General features: G+C 42.5%; 13 protein-coding genes, 1 tRNA gene, 2 rRNA genes, 1 other RNA gene and 1 other annotated feature (1 of these 18 running past the window's edge). Of the genes, 5 read left to right on the forward strand and 12 right to left on the reverse strand.

Annotation, left to right across the window (positions count from 1 at the left end; all coding sequences use genetic code 11):
• Nucleotides 1-28 precede the first annotated feature (28 nt).
• The 4 genes from AC3ANL_RS26585 to tadA all read right to left on the reverse strand — a co-directional run bounded on the left by AC3ANL_RS26585 (nt 29) and on the right by tadA (nt 3072).
• Nucleotides 29-349, reverse strand: coding sequence for a YbaB/EbfC family nucleoid-associated protein (locus tag AC3ANL_RS26585; RefSeq protein WP_488327233.1), 321 nt, complete (start codon nt 347-349; stop codon nt 29-31).
• A gap of 19 nt (nt 350-368) precedes the next feature.
• Entirely contained in the window at nt 369-2057 is a 1689-nt protein-coding gene (dnaX, locus tag AC3ANL_RS26590; protein WP_488327234.1) for a DNA polymerase III subunit gamma/tau, read from the reverse strand.
• A 140-nt stretch (nt 2058-2197) separates the two neighbouring features.
• Nucleotides 2198-2462: signal recognition particle sRNA large type (gene ffs, locus AC3ANL_RS26595), an RNA gene on the reverse strand.
• A gap of 91 nt (nt 2463-2553) precedes the next feature.
• Nucleotides 2554-3072, reverse strand: coding sequence for a tRNA adenosine(34) deaminase TadA (gene tadA, locus AC3ANL_RS26600; protein WP_488327235.1), 519 nt, complete (start codon nt 3070-3072; stop codon nt 2554-2556).
• 115 nt (nt 3073-3187) lie between these two features.
• Here tadA and AC3ANL_RS26605 point away from each other — a divergent pair, with 115 nt between their 5' ends.
• From AC3ANL_RS26605 to AC3ANL_RS26620, 4 genes are all read left to right on the forward strand, one after another.
• Nucleotides 3188-3745: a cysteine hydrolase family protein gene (locus AC3ANL_RS26605; RefSeq protein ID WP_488327236.1), complete on the forward strand. Its 558-nt coding sequence runs from the start codon at nt 3188-3190 to the stop codon at nt 3743-3745.
• Nucleotides 3746-3805: 60 nt separating this feature from the next.
• Nucleotides 3806-5098, forward strand: coding sequence for a glycosyl hydrolase family 18 protein (locus AC3ANL_RS26610; RefSeq protein WP_488327237.1), 1293 nt, complete (start codon nt 3806-3808; stop codon nt 5096-5098).
• Nucleotides 5099-5388: 290 nt separating this feature from the next.
• The gene (locus AC3ANL_RS26615) at nt 5389-6039 is read left to right on the forward strand and encodes a deoxynucleoside kinase (RefSeq protein WP_488327238.1); all 651 of its coding nucleotides are present in this window, start codon (nt 5389-5391) and stop codon (nt 6037-6039) included.
• Nucleotides 6040-6053: 14 nt separating this feature from the next.
• Entirely contained in the window at nt 6054-6749 is a 696-nt protein-coding gene (locus tag AC3ANL_RS26620; RefSeq protein WP_488327239.1) for a deoxynucleoside kinase, read from the forward strand.
• A gap of 370 nt (nt 6750-7119) precedes the next feature.
• Here AC3ANL_RS26620 and AC3ANL_RS26625 read toward each other — a convergent pair.
• The 6 genes from AC3ANL_RS26625 to guaB form a co-directional block, all read right to left on the reverse strand.
• Nucleotides 7120-7212: transfer RNA gene (locus AC3ANL_RS26625), tRNA-Ser, on the reverse strand.
• A 288-nt stretch (nt 7213-7500) separates the two neighbouring features.
• Nucleotides 7501-8781, reverse strand: coding sequence for a serine--tRNA ligase (gene serS, locus AC3ANL_RS26630; RefSeq protein ID WP_488327240.1), 1281 nt, complete (start codon nt 8779-8781; stop codon nt 7501-7503).
• A 42-nt stretch (nt 8782-8823) separates the two neighbouring features.
• Nucleotides 8824-9044: a binding site (T-box leader), on the reverse strand.
• A gap of 63 nt (nt 9045-9107) precedes the next feature.
• A complete protein-coding gene (gene pdxT / locus AC3ANL_RS26635; protein ID WP_488327241.1) occupies nt 9108-9698 on the reverse strand; it encodes a pyridoxal 5'-phosphate synthase glutaminase subunit PdxT in 591 nt (196 codons plus the stop codon).
• Nucleotide 9699: 1 nt separating this feature from the next.
• Entirely contained in the window at nt 9700-10581 is an 882-nt protein-coding gene (gene pdxS / locus AC3ANL_RS26640; RefSeq protein WP_488327242.1) for a pyridoxal 5'-phosphate synthase lyase subunit PdxS, read from the reverse strand.
• Between the two features lie 166 nt (nt 10582-10747).
• A complete protein-coding gene (locus AC3ANL_RS26645) occupies nt 10748-12067 on the reverse strand; it encodes a serine hydrolase (RefSeq protein ID WP_488329847.1) in 1320 nt (439 codons plus the stop codon).
• Nucleotides 12068-12540: 473 nt separating this feature from the next.
• Nucleotides 12541-14010 carry an IMP dehydrogenase gene (gene guaB / locus AC3ANL_RS26650; protein ID WP_488327243.1) on the reverse strand — a complete coding sequence of 490 codons (1470 nt, stop codon included), beginning with the start codon at nt 14008-14010 and terminating at the stop codon, nt 12541-12543.
• A gap of 193 nt (nt 14011-14203) precedes the next feature.
• On the opposite strand from guaB, the gene AC3ANL_RS26655 reads away from it, so the two are divergent.
• Entirely contained in the window at nt 14204-15145 is a 942-nt protein-coding gene (locus AC3ANL_RS26655) for a YaaC family protein (protein WP_488327244.1), read from the forward strand.
• A 121-nt stretch (nt 15146-15266) separates the two neighbouring features.
• Here the strand turns inward: AC3ANL_RS26655 and rrf are convergent.
• Nucleotides 15267-15383 (reverse strand): 5S ribosomal RNA (gene rrf / locus AC3ANL_RS26660).
• A 76-nt stretch (nt 15384-15459) separates the two neighbouring features.
• Nucleotides 15460-17500: ribosomal RNA gene (locus tag AC3ANL_RS26665) — 23S ribosomal RNA — on the reverse strand; it runs 895 nt beyond the window's last position.

Consider the following 17500-nt stretch of genomic DNA (forward strand, 5'->3'; position numbering starts at 1 on the left):
CCTACTAGACATTTTATTTATCAGGCTCCTAAAAAGGTAAATTCATCCCTTTAGTAAACTGACCCATTGTATTGTTTGTTAATTCTTCTGCCTTTTTAAGGGCATCGTTGACAGCAGCAAGAACAAGGTCTTGGAGCATTTCGACATCGTCAGGATCGACTGCTTCTGGTTTAATTTGAACATCAACCACTTCTTTATGACCTGTTACAACAACAGTCACCATTCCACCGCCGGCAGTACCCTCAATTTTTTGTTGGCCTAATTCCTCTTGTGCTTCAGCCATTTTCTTTTGCATTTTTTGCATTTGCTTCATCATATTTTGCATATTACCCATTCCACCACGGTTCATTAACATCTACCTCCATTTTTTAATCAACTATTTCCACAAATTCAGCACCAAATAACTTCTTTGCCTCCAAAATATGTGGTTCTTCTTCCATCGATGGTCCGTTATTTTCTCCTTCTTCACCATGATGACTGTTCAAGAAGCTTTCGCGAATTGGCAGCCACTGGTCTTCAGGGACACCCAATAGCAGGAACTTTTTACCCGTTAATTTATAAAGAGCAGCACTAACAGCATCAATAAAATCAGTCCGGCTCATAGCCATTTGGCAAATCATTTCATGCTTAAATTTTATAATAAAAGCGGTAGCTGAAGCGGCTATCGGCTCGGCATCATTTAACAAAGCCGCTTGCGATTTCAACAGACCCGCCCGCATATCGCCCCAATTCCCTTTAATAAGATTGAGATCATTTTTCGTTGCCTGCTTTAATACTTCATTTATTTTTCCAACTGCTGGTTGGAATACCTTTTTAGAAGATCGTTGTGCAGGCTTTTGTGACTGTGGTGCCGCCTCTTTTGCGGCTGGCATTACACCATTTGTCTTTAAGTGCTCCAACTCTGTCTCAAGCTGCTCAATTCTGGCGATTAATTCTCCCATATGTGCAGGCGTCGCTTGGTCTATTTGTTTACCTTCCATTTGACAAAGCTTCACAATTGCGACTTCAAGAAATATTCTAGGGTGATTTGTCCAGCGCATTTCCTGCTGAGTCTTATTCAACAGATCAATGAGTTGATAAATTTGTCCCATTGGAATCGTCTCCGCCATCTCGCGAAATTCATCGTCAAGCATAACTCTTTCCAACGATTCTTCAAGATTTGGTGCGGTTTTATACAGCAGCATATCCCGGTAAAATAAAATCAAATCCTCGATGAATCGAGTTGGATCTTTTCCATGGTACAAAAGTTCATCAAGTGCCTCTAACCCACTGGCAACATCCTTGTCCTGAAAGGCCTTCGCTAATTTATTTAGAAATCCTTGCGATACTGACCCTGTTACGGTTAAGGCATCTTCAAGTGTAACACGATCCTGGCTGTAGGAAATCGCCTGGTCCAATAGACTTAAAGCATCACGCATACCGCCTTCTGCTGCACGAGCAATCATTTGCAGCGCTGTGTCATCACAGTCAACGCCTGTTTCCTCAACAATTAATTTCATCCGGTTCACAATCGACCCTGCAGTGATTCGTCGAAAATCAAAGCGTTGACACCTGGAGATAATTGTTAGCGGGATTTTGTGAGGTTCTGTAGTGGCTAAAATAAAAATGACATGCTTTGGCGGTTCTTCTAATGTTTTGAGCAAGGCATTAAAGGCACTAATCGATAGCATATGCACTTCGTCGATAATGTAGACCTTATAGTTCACAGCCGTTGGAGCAAATTTGACTTTCTCCAGGACATCTCTCATTTCTTCGACACGAGAGTTAGAAGCAGCATCAAATTCTAATACATCTGGAATCGTTCCATTTGTAATTCCTCGGCATGCGGCACACTCATTGCACGGTTCTGAAACAGGAGCATGCTCACAATTGATCGCTTTTGCTAATATTTTAGCCGCACTTGTTTTACCTGTTCCTCTAGGTCCAGAAAAAAGATAAGCATGTGAGGTTTTTTGTTGAAGCAGGGCGTTCTGCAATGTCTTCGTCACATGTTCTTGTCCCACTACATCAATAAAGTTTTGAGGCCGCCAAACACGATATAAAGCTTGATAAGCCAATTGACATCGCCCCCTTCAAAGTTTTCATCTGTTCTATTATAACGTATCTAATTTATGTTTTACAAAGTGTATCTACAAGAGTTCACAAAAAAACTCATCTCAATTCTGAGATGAGTTAATTTATAAGGAATATGTAACTGCCGTGCACCTTCCTTCGACTGACGCCCATAAGCGTTACTTAAGCAGTTAGCTCGGCCCAGGCAACCCTGCGGCACATGGGAGCGTCCACTTAATGCTGCTTCCTTCCGGACCTGACATGGTTCATGGATTCCCATTGCGCAGGACCCGGGCGTCAACACCACTTACTTAAGGCAGACCCTACAGGTCATCAGCCTCGGGAAGGGATTCAGTCCCGCTAGAGCGGATTGCGGGTACAGGGCACCGCTACCTCCCCACCTAGCACGGCAAAGTTGATACCAAAGTGTTGCGCGTCGTATCTGACGCCTTATTAATATACAACCTTTCGCAAAAAAAAGCAATTATTATCAACTGTAAATTACTGTAAATTTTCTGTTGTTGTCTTGTTTCTGAGCTGTTTCTCCAGCTTTTTTCTTTCCCTTATACCTCGAAAAAAATCAGAGAGTAATTGGCTGCATTCGGTTTCTAACACGCCCGAAGTTAGTTCACATTGATGATTGAAGCGTGCGTCCTGTAATAAATTCATCAGCGTTCCGGCGCACCCGCCCTTGGGGTCACTTGCACCATACACGACCCTTTTAACCCTTGATAAAATAATCGCACCTGAACACATCGGACAAGGCTCTAACGTGACATATAAGGTCGATTCTTCAAGCCGCCATGTACCTGTTTCTCGACATGCTTGATCAATGGCCAGAAGTTCTGCGTGTGCGAGGGCATTTTGGTCTCTTTCACGTAAATTATGGGCCCGCGAAATGATTTCTCCTCCCATCACCAGCACCGCACCGATCGGCACCTCATTTAACGCCTCCGCCTTTTTCGCTTCTTTTATTGCCTCTTTCATATAATATTCGTCTAGGGTTTCATCGAGCATCATGGAAAAACCACCTTTTAAAAATAAAGCATTTTTACGTTCACGCGTGTTTAGTTATGGTTAAGTTAGGATAAAAAACATTATGTTATCTCAAAATAAACGAAAAGGAGAGAGAGAGATGACTGAGACACGCCCTGCACTGCTCATTATCGATATGATTAACAACTTTGAATTCCCCCATGGCCACATTCTTGCCCAAAAGGCAGAAAAAATTGCCAAGTCAATTAAACGATTAAAAGACCAATTTAATCAACAAAAGCTGCCTGTAATTTTTATAAATGATCATTATCATTTATGGCAAGCTGATTTTCATAAAATTATTAACCTCTGCCGGAATAAATATAGTCAGCCCGTTTTTGAGCAATTGCTTCCGGAAGAACAGGATTACTTTTTAATAAAACCAAAGCACTCAGCATTTTATGGAACAGCTTTAAATACCCTGCTTCACCAGCTAAAAGTCAACACTCTTATTATGACTGGAATCGCCGGCAATATCTGTGTGTTATTTACAGCCAACGATGCATATATGCGTGAATATGAGCTGCTCGTTCCTGATGATTGTATTGCCTCCACGGATGAACAGGATAATCAGTATGCCCTCACCATGATGAAAAATGTACTAAAAGCGAAGGTCCTGCCAAGTAATCATGAAATTTATCAACATTATATCATTTAAAAACTCCCTCCCTCATAAAATAGTGACAGCGTATGTACTGGAAAAGGGGAGGGATACTGGATGCAAATCCATGTCATAAAAAGCAATGAAACATTACCGACCATTGCGAGGACCTATCATACCACTGTTCAAGACATTGTTGAGGCAAACGAACTGCCAAATCCAAATAATCTTGTGATAGGTCAATCAATTATCATTCCGATTATTGGCCAGTTTTACTTCGTTCAAGCTGGCGATTCTTTATACGCTATTGCAAGAAGATTTGGCACATCCGCTCAGGAGCTTGCCCGCATCAATCGAATTAACATTAATCAGCCACTTAATGTAGGTGTCCGTCTCTATATTCCTCAACCTGCAAAAAGAAATGCCGAATTTAACGCCTATGTTGAACCGCGCGGCAGCACCGTTGCCCCTGCTTTAGAAGCGAGTGCCCGTGAGGCGGCACCATATCTTACCTATTTAGCTCCTTTTAGTTTTCAGGCCCGCCGTGACGGAACCTTGAAGGAGCCTCTATTAAATAATTTCCCTGCCATTGCAAGAGCCAATCGAAATGTCCTAATGATGGTTATTAACAATCAAGAAAATGATCAATTTAGCGATGAACTCGGACGGATCCTATTAAACGATATCGCCATTCAGAATAAATTTATCAATAATATCGTGGCAACTGCAAAAAAGTATGGATTTCGTGATATCCACTTTGACTTTGAGTTTATCCGTCCAGCCGACCGTGAGGCCTACAATAACTTTTTACGGAAGGCAAAGCAACGGTTTAAAAGTGAAGGCTGGCTTATGTCAACCGCACTTGCTCCAAAAACAAGCGCAACCCAACAAGGAAAATGGTATGAGGGCCATGATTATAAAACCCATGGGGAAATCTCGGACTTTGTTGTCATTATGACATACGAATGGGGGTATAGCGGCGGCCCGGCGATGGCCGTATCACCCATTAATTCCGTTAGAGATGTTTTGGAATATGCGATCACCGAGATGCCTTCGAATAAAATTTTGATGGGTCAAAATCTCTATGGATATGATTGGACCCTTCCATTTGTTCAAGGGACAGTCGCAAAAGCGGTGAGTCCGCAGCAAGCCATCCAGCTTGCGGCCACTCATCATGTTCCGATTCAATATGATTCAAAGGCACAAGCTCCATTTTTCAAATATACGGCTGCCGATGGCAAGCAGCATGAGGTCTGGTTTGAAGATGCCCGCTCCATCCAAGCAAAATTCGACTTAATTAAAGAGCTGAAGCTTAGAGGAATGAGCTATTGGAAACTTGGATTGTCCTTTCCGCAAAACTGGCTGTTAATCGTGGACAATTTTAATGTAACCAAAAGAAGTTCTACTTAATAAAACGACAAACGGACAAATGTCATAGGTAAAAATATTTATTCAACAAAAACTGCCGTTTTTCGGCAGTTTTTTCATATATTTGACATAAAACTTACTTGTTCTAAATTTTCCATGTCCCTTCCTGCAACGATTGTGATAAAATAATTTTTGTGTCTAAAAGAAAAGCGGAAGTGCCCTGGTCAGCGGCGTATGGCCTGGAGCTGGACAATTCCTAAGTTATAAATAAATTATCTGGTTCAAACTGGTTAATCATAGAAGTGCAGGCAGTTGGAGAAGGAGGACTTGCAATGGGGGATACACCCTTTATTACCGTTGAAGGGCCGATTGGTGTAGGAAAAACATCTCTCGCAAAAGCCATTTCAAAACAGTTTAATTTTGCCTTACTAAAAGAGATTGTTGATGAAAATCCATTTTTAGGGAAATTCTATGACAATATAGAGGAATGGAGTTTTCAAACAGAAATGTTTTTCCTATGCAATCGATATAAGCAACTAGGGGATATCAATACCCATTACTTAAGCCAGGATCAATCTGTTGTTGCAGACTATCATATTCTAAAAAATTTGATTTTTGCCGAGCGGACTTTAAGCGTTGAAGAATACCAAAAATACTTAAAGATTTATCAAATTCTGACTGAAGATATGCCGAAGCCTAATGTCATCATTTATTTGAATGCAAGCTTAGATACCCTATTGAAAAGAATCAGAATTAGAGGGCGTGAAGTAGAGAAAAATATTAGCCCCCTATATCTAGAACAACTATCGATTGACTATGAAAATACCTTAGCGACCTTTGAAAAGGAACATCCAGAAATCCCTGTTCTCCGTTTTAGCGGCGATGAGTTGGATTTTGTAAAAAGCGAGCAGGATTTGAATTATATTTTTCAAAAGTTATCAACTTCTTTAAAAGAGAACAGCTGGTCAAACAACATATTATAGAACGGGGGATGTAAGTGAGTATCGTTATAGGTGGTATGATTGGTCTCGGAAAAACAAGTGTTGCTGATACATTAAATGCACACTTTAAAAATAAAGGCATTGAAAGTAAAGTGTTTTACGAAGCGGTGGATGATAATCCGATTCTCCCCCTTTACTACGAACTGACACCAGAAGAGTTGGATGCAAGAAGAATCCCTTTTCTCTTACAGTTATTTTTCCTAAACAAACGTTTTAAAACGGTGAAAGAATGCATCAATTGGCGTGAACCGATTTACACCATTCAAGACCGTTCCATTTATGAAGACTGGTATTTTGCTTATGTAAATAAAAACCTAGGCAGAATCTCCAACTTGGAATTTAAAATTTACGAAGACCTTGTTGATAATATGTTGGAAGAACTGAATGAACTTCCAAAAAAGGCGCCAGATATTATGGTTTACTTAAAAGGATCCTTTGATACGGTCATTGATCGTATTATGGCTCGCGGCAGAAGCTTTGAAATCAACCCTGAACTGAAAGAGTACTACTTTGAAGTATGGAAGGGCTATGATGAGTGGGTCATGAATCAATATACAGCTAGTGAAGTGTTAGTCATTGATATGGACAACACAGACGTGGTTAAAAGTAAGGCCGATGCCCTAAACGTTTGCCGTGCTGTGGAAGAGAAGTTAAATAATATTCTAAAAATAGAAAAAGCACATATTGGTTAATCCAATATGTGCTTTCTTTTTATAAGATAAGAAAGTATAAAAATCTCCGAAAATTGTCCAGCTCCAGCGCCCTATCGGCTAGTGTCCTTCGCTCTCCGCCCTACGATAAGTCAAGCACGAATGCGCCTCCGGCTCTTCTTGTTTCCTTTATCTCAGTTGGAGCGCTCCATAAGGAAGGCATCGGCAGCATTGGCACCGCACGAAGGGAAAGCGTAAGCTTTTCCGAGGAGGCCATACGCCGCTGACCAGGGCGCTTCCGCTTTTCTTATAGATGGCAGTCCCGGGGTTTTGAATAACAGGCAAAAAAAAGCCGTTACAAATGTAACGAGCTTTCTATCTCCAGTATTTTATGCGCGATTGTTTTAGTTTATGGAGGAGGAAGAGGGATTCGAACCCCCGCGCGGTATGACCCGCCTGTCGGTTTTCAAGACCGATCCCTTCAGCCAGACTTGGGTATTCCTCCGTATCGACAAGTGATAATATATCATATATTTCATACTGCGTCAACCAATCTTTTTAAAAATTCCGGACAAAAAATTATTTCGTCCGGAATTTTATTTTTTTACTATATAAGAGTTTATAAGTTTTGGCTTCGAGAATTGTCTAGCTCCAGCGCCCTAGCGGCTAGTGTCCTTCGCTCTCCGCCCTACGATAAGTCAAGCACGAATGCGCCTCCGGCTCTTCGTGTTTCCTTTATCTCAGTTGGAGCGCTCCAGGCCATACGCCGCTGATCAGGGCGCTTGCGCTTTTCTTACAATGGTTTGATAACTTCACGATTGCCCATATACGGACGCAGCGCCGTTGGGATGACGACACTGCCGTCTTCCTGCTGGTTATTTTCTAAAATTGCGGCGACAGTGCGGCCAATCGCAAGGCCAGATCCATTCAATGTATGAACATGCTCTGGTTTCGATTTTGGATCACGACGGAAGCGAATATTGGCTCGTCTCGCTTGGAAGGACTCAAAATTACTGCAAGAAGAAATCTCGCGGTACGTGCCATAGCTTGGCAGCCAAACTTCAAGATCATATTTCTTCGCAGCCGTAAAGCCAAGATCGCCCGTACACATGCTTAACACACGGTAAGGCAGTTCAAGAATCTGTAAGACCCTCTCCGCATCATGAGTTAGTTTTTCAAGCTCCTCATAAGAATCCTCTGGCTTCACAAACTTAACAAGCTCGACTTTATTGAATTGATGCTGACGAATTAATCCTCTTGTATCACGTCCTGCAGAGCCTGCCTCAGACCGGAAGCATGCACTATAAGCCGCAAAGCGAATGGGAAGATCAGCACCGCTCAAAATTTCATCACGGTGATAGTTGGTTACAGGCACCTCAGCCGTAGGAATAAGGAAATAATCTTCATTTCCAACTAAAAAGGCATCTTCTTCAAACTTCGGTAATTGCCCTGTACCTGTCATACTTGTGCGATTTACTAAATATGGCGGTAAAATTTCGGTGTAGCCATGCTCCTCCACATGAAGGTCAAGCATGAAACTGATCAAGGCACGTTCTAAGCGAGCACCAAGACCCTTATAAAAGACAAAGCGGCTGCCGGTAACCTTTCCAGCCCGTTCAAAATCAAGGATTCCTAGTTCAGTGGCAAGATCCCAGTGCGGCTTTGCCTCATAATTAAATTCACGAACCTGACCCCATTTTCTGATTTCCACATTATCGTCTTCTGTTTCCCCAATAGGTACACTTTCATGCGGAATGTTTGGAATACTTAATAATAACTGTTCTAAGGTCTCTTCTACCCCGCGCAGTTCGTCATCAAGCGTCTTAATTTGGTCGCCAACCTCACGCATTTCAGTAATCAAATGATCAGCATCCTGCTTTTCACGCTTTAATGCCGCTACTTGCTGGGAAACTTCATTTTTTCTGCTCTTTAACTTTTCTGTCTCAACGATTAACTCTCGTCTTTTCAAATCTAGGTCCTCAAATTGTCCTAAAGCAGATAAATCCTCACCGCGGTGCTGCAGCTTTTCTTTTACTTCTGCAAAATTAGCTCGTAAAACTTTAATATCTAGCATTTTTTTGCACTCCTTTTAAAAAAAAATAAACTCCCGCCCCTAAACAGGGACGAGAGTTACTCGCGATACCACCCTGGTTGACAGCCAAAACTGTCCACCTCAAAAAATGTAACGGTCTCTACCGAAAGTACTTACTTACCTCATGGAGGTGTTCCATACCTTGCTCGAGGAGGGATTCACAAGTATCACACACCGATTCACACCATCCATCGGCTCTCTTTAAGAGTGAATTTCTTGTTACTTGTTCCTCTCATTGCTTTATCATTATGGATTTGCTTTATAATTTACTATAATTATTAACCAAATGCAACCATATTATCCGTACTTTACACAAGTTGTTCTGCTTTTGCTTCCTTCACCATCTCGACAAAGTAAGCGGTAATGGCATGGTTTTCGGTTAATTCCGGGTGGAATGAGCAGCCCAGAAATTGTCCTTCCCGTGCGGCGACAATGCGGTCATTATGCTTGGACAAAATTTCTACATTCTCACCAGCTTCAACGATGTGCGGCGCACGAATAAATACCGCTGGAAAGCTTTCAGCTATATCTTTAATCGCAAGGTCAGCCTCAAAGCTATCAACTTGACGGCCAAAGGAATTACGTTCCACCTTAATGTCCATCACACCAATATGTGACTCATTATAGCCGACCAGTTGTTTTGCCAAGAGAATAAGACCTGCACATGTGCCAAACATTGGTTTTCCTGCGGCCGCAAATGCCTTTAGCGCATCCATAAAATCATATTTGTCAATTAAGCGGCGCATTGCAGTGCTCTCGCCTCCAGGAAGAATAAGACCATCAAGATCTTCTAATTCTTCTTTGTGTTTAACAGCAACTGCCTCAACACCACATGCTTCTAAGGAGTTAATATGTTCACGGACAGCTCCCTGCAAAGCGAGTACGCCGATTTTAATCATTTTACCATCCACGCTCCTGCATACGATCTTGAGGTGCTAGTGATGAGATTTCAATCCCCTTCATTGGTGTTCCAAGATCCTTAGAAAGTTCAGCGATCAATTTATAATCTTGGAAATGGGTTGTTGCCTCCACAATTGCTCTAGCAAATTTAGCAGGGTTTTCTGATTTAAAAATTCCAGAACCAACAAATACACCATCTGCTCCTAATTGCATCATAAGCGCTGCATCAGCAGGTGTTGCTACACCGCCGGCGGCAAAATTAACGACTGGCAAACGGCCTAGACGCTTAATTTCAAGCAGCAATTCGTATGGTGCGCCAAGTAATTTTGCTTCTGTCATTAACTCGTCCTCTTGCATGCCTGCCACTTTACGGACCTGAGCATTTACCTTACGCATATGACGGACAGCCTCGACGATATTTCCTGTTCCTGGCTCCCCTTTTGTACGAAGCATAGAAGCACCTTCACCGATCCTGCGTGCAGCCTCACCGAGGTCACGGCAGCCACATACGAACGGTACAGTATATTCTTTTTTATTTAAATGATACTCCTCATCAGCTGGAGTTAATACTTCACTCTCATCGATATAGTCGACACCCATAGCTTCAAGCACACGTGCCTCTACAATATGACCAATTCTTGCCTTAGCCATCACGGGGATTGAAACAGCCTTTAGTACCTCTTCAACAATTCTTGGATCAGCCATTCTTGCGACGCCGCCAGCTGCACGGATATCAGAAGGAACACGCTCTAATGCCATTACCGCTACAGCGCCGGCTTCCTCCGCAATTCTTGCTTGTTCAGCATTAACAACGTCCATAATGACGCCGCCTTTTTGCATTTCTGCCATACCACGTTTTACAATTTCAGTACCAGTTTTCATTTGTTAAAATCCCCCTTTATTTTAATATTAAGAAAAATGTCTATAGGAAAAATCCCATGCGATCAATCGGAATTATTTTACCATAGAATCATTAAAGCAACAAAAAAGGATTCCTGTCAAGACAAGAATCCTTCCTTTTTCATATGGTAAAATTTAACAGATGTGATTAGAACCAACCTTTAACTGTTGTTGAAATCCCGTGCCAAACATCTCCGAAGAAATTGCCAATACCACGCATCATTAACACGAACCAGTTGGCTTTTTCTACATTTTGAGCAGCAACCACGTCTACCTGTGCCTTTTTCTGACCTTCTTCTGTTAAGAAGCTAACCTTTTCCCCATTTTTTGGTTCTAGTTTCAAATAACCAACCTTTTCACCTTTTTTAATAGGGGCTGTTAACTCACCATTTTTATTGACTTTCTTTTTATCAAGGACAAGGACTGGTTTATAGTTTTTCTTTTCACCATTAAGGATAACCATATTAATAGCAGATTTGGTATAAATCTTTACTTGGTCCTCTTTGCCCTTAATAACAGGCAAGGCTTTATGACCTTTTACTTGATAATGTTTTGGAACAAGTTCTTCGTTCGTATAATTACTGAACGCATAATCCATCATTTTTCTTGTTTCATCAAAGCGGGCTTTATAACCGCCTTTACCGCTGGCATCCTTGGCATTTTGAACGACGGTAATAAATCTTTTTCCATCACGGCTGGCTGTTCCGGTAAAACAATAACCGGCAAAGTCAGTTGTCCCTGTTTTGAGCCCGTCCATCCCTTGATAGCCATATGTTAATTCTGGAAGCATCCAGTTCCAGTTATCCATCTTAATTTGATCGTCAGTACCTTCTCTAAAAATCTTCCTTGGTGTACTAGCCGTTTTTAATACATCTGGAAAATCATTGATGAGATGAAAGGCTAATTTAGCCACAGCACGAGCGGACATCACGTTCTCATCTTCATCCCCGCTTCCCCCAGGATGCTGGCCATGATAATCACGATTATTTAATCCCGTTGAGTTTACAAATTTATAATCTTTTAAACCTAATTCTTTCGCTTTGGCATTCATCATTTTTACAAAATTGGTTTCTGAACCGCCAATTACTTCCGCAATGGCAATGGTTGCTCCATTTGCAGAATAAATAGCCATTGCTTCATATAGCTCGCGAATTTTATATTTACCATCTGCACGTAATGGCACATTGGAAAGATCACGATGTTGAGAGTTTTTATAAACAAGATCACTGACCGTATACTCTTGATCCCATTTCACTTTACCGTTTTTTATAGCATCTAGTAAAAGATACTCTGTCATCATCTTTGTCATACTAGCAATTCCTAGCACACTATCAGCATTTTTTTCATATAAAACCTTACCAGTTTTTCCATCAACTAATATCGCTCCGTCTGCACTCACATTTAATGCCGCTTCTGCATGGGCTTTATCGACACCCGCAAAAAGGCCAAAAAACATGATTATTGCCATTGCACTGGCAATACATTTCTGATAAAAATGTTTGTTCACTATTTACGCCCTCCAAGCAATTTATACACTTTCGTTATTTTAACATAACTGCCTAGTAAATCATAGACGGAGCATAGCACCATCTTATGGCATATTTTATGAATTTGATTAAATTTACTAGGTCTAATTTCACTCAAGAAAAGCGCAAGCGCCCTGGTCAGCGCCCTGGTCAGCGGCGTATGGCCTCCTCGGAAAAGCTTACGCTTTCCCTTCGTGCGATGCCAATGCTGCCGATGCCTTCCTTATGGAGCGCTCCAACTGAGATAAAGGAAACAAGAAGAGCCGGAGGCGATTCGATGTTGACTTATCGTAGGGCGGAGAGCGAAGGACACTAGCCGCTAGGGCGCTGGAACTGGACAATTCTCGAGGATTTTATGCTTCCTTATCATACATTAAAAAACAGAGAAGTAAGTGCTTCTCTGTCTTTTATGTTTCTATAGTGAATAGTTTGGTGCCTCTTTTGTAATTTGAACATCATGTGGATGGCTTTCCTTTAAGCCGGCCCCTGTCATCCTAATAAACTGTGCATTCATTCTTAGGTCATGGAGATCCTTTGTACCACAATAACCCATACCAGCACGTATACCGCCCACAAGCTGGTAAATGGTTTCAGCTAATGGTCCTTTATAAGGAATCCGACCTTCAATACCTTCTGGCACAAACTTTTTATTGTCCTCTTGGAAATAACGATCCTTTGATCCTTTTTCCATTGCCGCAACCGAGCCCATACCGCGATACACTTTAAAGCGGCGTCCTTGGAAGATTTCTGTCTCCCCAGGGCTTTCAGTTACGCCAGCCAATAAACTGCCCAGCATAACCGCATGGCCGCCTGCAGCTAACGCCTTTACGATATCGCCTGAATATTTAATACCGCCATCAGCAATAATGGTCTTCCCGTGCTTCATTGCTTCTGCAGCACAATCATAGACAGCCGTAATTTGTGGAACGCCGACACCTGCAACGACCCTTGTTGTACAAATAGAGCCAGGTCCAATTCCTACTTTAACCACGTCAGTTCCTGCCTCAATTAAAGCTTTAGTCGCTTCAGCCGTTGCCACGTTACCAGCAATAATTGTCAAATCAGGATACGCTGTTCTTATTTCCTTCACCATATCAAGAACGCCTTTTGAATGTCCATGAGCGGTATCAAGGACAATTGCATCAACATTGGCTGCAACAAGTGCTTCGACACGTTTCATTGTATCTTTTGTTACCCCAACAGCAGCTCCTGCTAATAGACGGCCTTGTTTATCCTTTGCCGAGTTTGGAAACTCAATGACTTTTTCAATATCTTTAATTGTTATTAAGCCTTTTAAAACGCCCTGTTCATTGACAAGTGGAAGTTTTTCGATTTTATATTTTTGAAGAATTTTTTCGGCTTCTTTTAAAGTTGTACCGACTGGAGCTGTGACTAGATGTTCCTTCGTCATTACGTCTGAAATTTTAAAAGAATAATCCTGATCCGAAATGAAGCGAAGGTCTCTATTCGTGATGATACCAATTAACTTTTGATCCTCTAGATTATTAACAATTGGCACCCCAGAGATGCGGTATTTACTCATTAAATGCTCTGCATCATATACTTGGTGATCGGGAGTAAGAAAAAAAGGATCGGTTATAACTCCACTTTCAGACCTCTTTACTTTTTCAACCTGCTCAGCTTGTTGATCGATGGTCATATTTTTGTGGATGATTCCTAAGCCGCCTTGGCGGGCAATGGAAATGGCCATTTCTGATTCTGTTACTGTGTCCATTCCAGCGCTTATAATTGGAATATTAAGCTTTACACTCGGGGTTAATTCCACTTGCAGGTTGACATCCCTTGGTAATACCTCAGATTTACCTGGAATTAATAATACATCATCAAACGTTAAACCTTCTTTAACAAATTTACTTTCCCACATTTTAACGGCCTCCCATATAAAACTAAAATGGCGGTACATACCACCAACAACCCCAAAAACCATATAAAGAACTACAGTAATCTAATAAAAACTTCTTTTCCAAGAAAAAAAATATTATTTGTAGGTTATCAATTGGACAAAATACTGTCAAGGAATAAATATTAGTTTGATTCTTCTGAAAAAGGTGAGTATCTTGGCTATTCAATACAAAGATTGGAAAAGCTTCTCTTGTTTTTTTTCGGCAGAGTACTGCCAACGGTATTTAAAAAGCAGCTATCAAAAGCTTAATATTGAGAATTTTGAACAAAAGAGCTATGCAAACTGCTATGCCTATCTCTATTATCTCGAACACGGAAAAATTTATTATGAACAGGCTGAAAAAGCACCGCTAATTTTAAAACCTATCTTACTCTTTTATGGACTTGTCCATTTAATTAAAGCATGTATTTTAACCATTGATCCTGCTTATCCTGAAACCACGGCAGTTTTAGCTCATGGTGTTTCTACAAGAAAGAGAAAAAAACAAAACTATCTTTTCTTTCAGGACGAAGTAAAATTCCAAAAAAATGGACTTTTCCCCTTCATGTCAGAAAAATTGTTTCACATGAAACAATTGGAAGGGGAAAAAGTCATTATGGAGGAATTACTACAGCTTATACCGGAACTCCATGATTTATTCTTTTTACTTGAAGGCAAGAAAACATTTGTTACATTACGACCTTTCAATGAAAAGCTGATTATACCTGAGTCAGTCTTAGATCATTTTCATATGACAAAAGACCGCTTTAAGGATTATTTTGTTTCGAAGTTTAAGAAGGAAGTTGAATTTTCAAGTGAAGGGCTCTCTTTTATACGGAATGAAGAATATCTTTCGGAAATGTCGCCGTTATCTTTTAATTTAGAGGAAAAAACGTATACCATGCCACTTAATAAAGGGAGTTTATTAAACTTTCCTGAGCTGCTGGTACACTATTTACTACTGTATAACCTGAGTATGATTGCCCGTTATGAAACAGAATGGTGGAGCGAGTTGACCAAAATGATGCCTAACCACGATTATCCGTTTATTTGCTCCTTTCTTGACGTCACAATGCAAAAAGGGCCTTTTCTAATATATCAATACTTAATGCGTTAAAGGGATTTCAGTGTGAAAAAGGACCATTCATAAAGGATGTCCTTTTTTACTTTCCACGAAATATTATTCCGGATTTTAAGACAAAAAAAGACAACCCCTTACAGGTTGTCTTTTTTGTTGTGCCTGGCAACGTCCTACTCTCACAGGGACGCGTGTCCCAACTACCATCGGCGCTGAGAAGCTTAACTTCCGTGTTCGGTATGGGAACGGGTGTGACCTTCTCGCCTTAATTACCAGACTATAAAATTAGAGAGATCGTTCTCTCAAAACTAGATAATTCAGAAGAAGTGGTAAAACTCAAGTTCGCTTTAAAACTGGTTAAGTCCTCGAACGATTAGTATCAGTCAGCTCCACATGTCGCCATGCTTCCACCTCTGACCTATCAACCTGATCATCTTTCAGGGTTCTTACTAGCTTGACGCTATGGGAAATCTCATCTTGAGGGGGGCTTCATGCTTAGATGCTTTCAGCACTTATCCCGTCCGCACATAGCTACCCAGCGATGCCTTTGGCAAGACAACTGGTACACCAGCGGTGCGTCCATCCCGGTCCTCTCGTACTAAGGACAGCTCCTCTCAAATTTCCTGCGCCCACGACGGATAGGGACCGAACTGTCTCACGACGTTCTGAACCCAGCTCGCGTACCGCTTTAATGGGCGAACAGCCCAACCCTTGGGACCGACTACAGCCCCAGGATGCGATGAGCCGACATCGAGGTGCCAAACCTCCCCGTCGATGTGGACTCTTGGGGGAGATAAGCCTGTTATCCCCGGGGTAGCTTTTATCCGTTGAGCGATGGCCCTTCCATGCGGAACCACCGGATCACTAAGCCCGACTTTCGTCCCTGCTCGACTTGTAGGTCTCGCAGTCAAGCTCCCTTGTGCCTTTACACTCTACGAATGATTTCCAACCATTCTGAGGGAACCTTTGGGCGCCTCCGTTACTCTTTAGGAGGCGACCGCCCCAGTCAAACTGCCCACCTGACACTGTCTCCCACCCCGATCAGGGGTGCGGGTTAGAATTTCAATACAGCCAGGGTAGTATCCCACCGACGCCTCCACCGAAGCTAGCGCTCCGGCTTCTCAGGCTCCTACCTATCCTGTACAAGCTGTACCAAAATTCAATATCAGGCTACAGTAAAGCTCCACGGGGTCTTTCCGTCCTGTCGCGGGTAACCTGCATCTTCACAGGTACTATAATTTCACCGAGTCTCTCGTTGAGACAGTGCCCAGATCGTTACGCCTTTCGTGCGGGTCGGAACTTACCCGACAAGGAATTTCGCTACCTTAGGACCGTTATAGTTACGGCCGCCGTTTACTGGGGCTTCGATTCAGAGCTTCGCTTGCGCTAACCCCTCCTCTTAACCTTCCAGCACCGGGCAGGCGTCAGCCCCTATACTTCGCCTTGCGGCTTCGCAGAGACCTGTGTTTTTGCTAAACAGTCGCCTGGGCCTATTCACTGCGGCTCTTCGAGGCTATTCACCCCAAAGAGCACCCCTTCTCCCGAAGTTACGGGGTCATTTTGCCGAGTTCCTTAACGAGAGTTCTCTCGCTCACCTTAGGATTCTCTCCTCGCCTACCTGTGTCGGTTTGCGGTACGGGCACCTTTTATCTCGCTAGAGGCTTTTCTTGGCAGTGTGGAATCAGGAACTTCGGTACTAAATTTCCCTCGCTGTCACAGCTCAGCCTTCACGGTAAGCGGATTTTCCTACTTACCAGCCTAACTGCTTAGACGCGCATATCCAACAGCGCGCTTACCCTATCCTCCTGCGTCCCCCCATCACTCAAACGATAAAGAGGTGGTACAGGAATATCAACCTGTTGTCCATCGCCTACGCCTTTCGGCCTCGGCTTAGGTCCCGACTAACCCTGAGCGGACGAGCCTTCCTCAGGAAACCTTAGGCATTCGGTGGATGAGATTCTCACTCATCTTTCGCTACTCATACCGGCATTCTCACTTCTAAGCGCTCCACCAGTCCTTACGGTCTAGCTTCAACGCCCTTAGAACGCTCTCCTACCACTGACATCGTTGATGTCAATCCACAGCTTCGGTGATACGTTTAGCCCCGGTACATTTTCGGCGCAGAGTCACTCGACCAGTGAGCTATTACGCACTCTTTAAATGGTGGCTGCTTCTAAGCCAACATCCTGGTTGTCTAAGCAACTCCACATCCTTTTCCACTTAACGTATACTTTGGGACCTTAGCTGGTGGTCTGGGCTGTTTCCCTTTTGACTACGGATCTTATCACTCGCAGTCTGACTCCCACGGATAAGTCTTTGGCATTCGGAGTTTGTCTGAATTCGGTAACCCGATGAGGGCCCCTAGTCCAAACAGTGCTCTACCTCCAAGACTCT

The sequence above is a fragment of the Neobacillus sp. DHD-1R genome (assembly GCF_057747995.1).

Coding starts and splice junctions, on each gene's coding strand:
- AC3ANL_RS26610 (WP_488327237.1), top strand. CDS start 3,806: ATGCAAATCCATGTCATAAAAAGCAATGAAACATTACCGACCATTGCG.
- pdxS (WP_488327242.1), bottom strand. CDS start 10,581: ATGAAAACTGGTACTGAAATTGTAAAACGTGGTATGGCAGAAATGCAA.
- tadA (WP_488327235.1), bottom strand. CDS start 3,072: ATGATGCTCGATGAAACCCTAGACGAATATTATATGAAAGAGGCAATA.
- AC3ANL_RS26645 (WP_488329847.1), bottom strand. CDS start 12,067: ATGGCAATAATCATGTTTTTTGGCCTTTTTGCGGGTGTCGATAAAGCC.
- AC3ANL_RS26585 (WP_488327233.1), bottom strand. CDS start 349: ATGAACCGTGGTGGAATGGGTAATATGCAAAATATGATGAAGCAAATG.
- guaB (WP_488327243.1), bottom strand. CDS start 14,010: ATGTGGGAAAGTAAATTTGTTAAAGAAGGTTTAACGTTTGATGATGTA.
- serS (WP_488327240.1), bottom strand. CDS start 8,781: ATGCTAGATATTAAAGTTTTACGAGCTAATTTTGCAGAAGTAAAAGAA.
- pdxT (WP_488327241.1), bottom strand. CDS start 9,698: ATGATTAAAATCGGCGTACTCGCTTTGCAGGGAGCTGTCCGTGAACAT.
- AC3ANL_RS26605 (WP_488327236.1), top strand. CDS start 3,188: ATGACTGAGACACGCCCTGCACTGCTCATTATCGATATGATTAACAAC.
- AC3ANL_RS26615 (WP_488327238.1), top strand. CDS start 5,389: ATGGGGGATACACCCTTTATTACCGTTGAAGGGCCGATTGGTGTAGGA.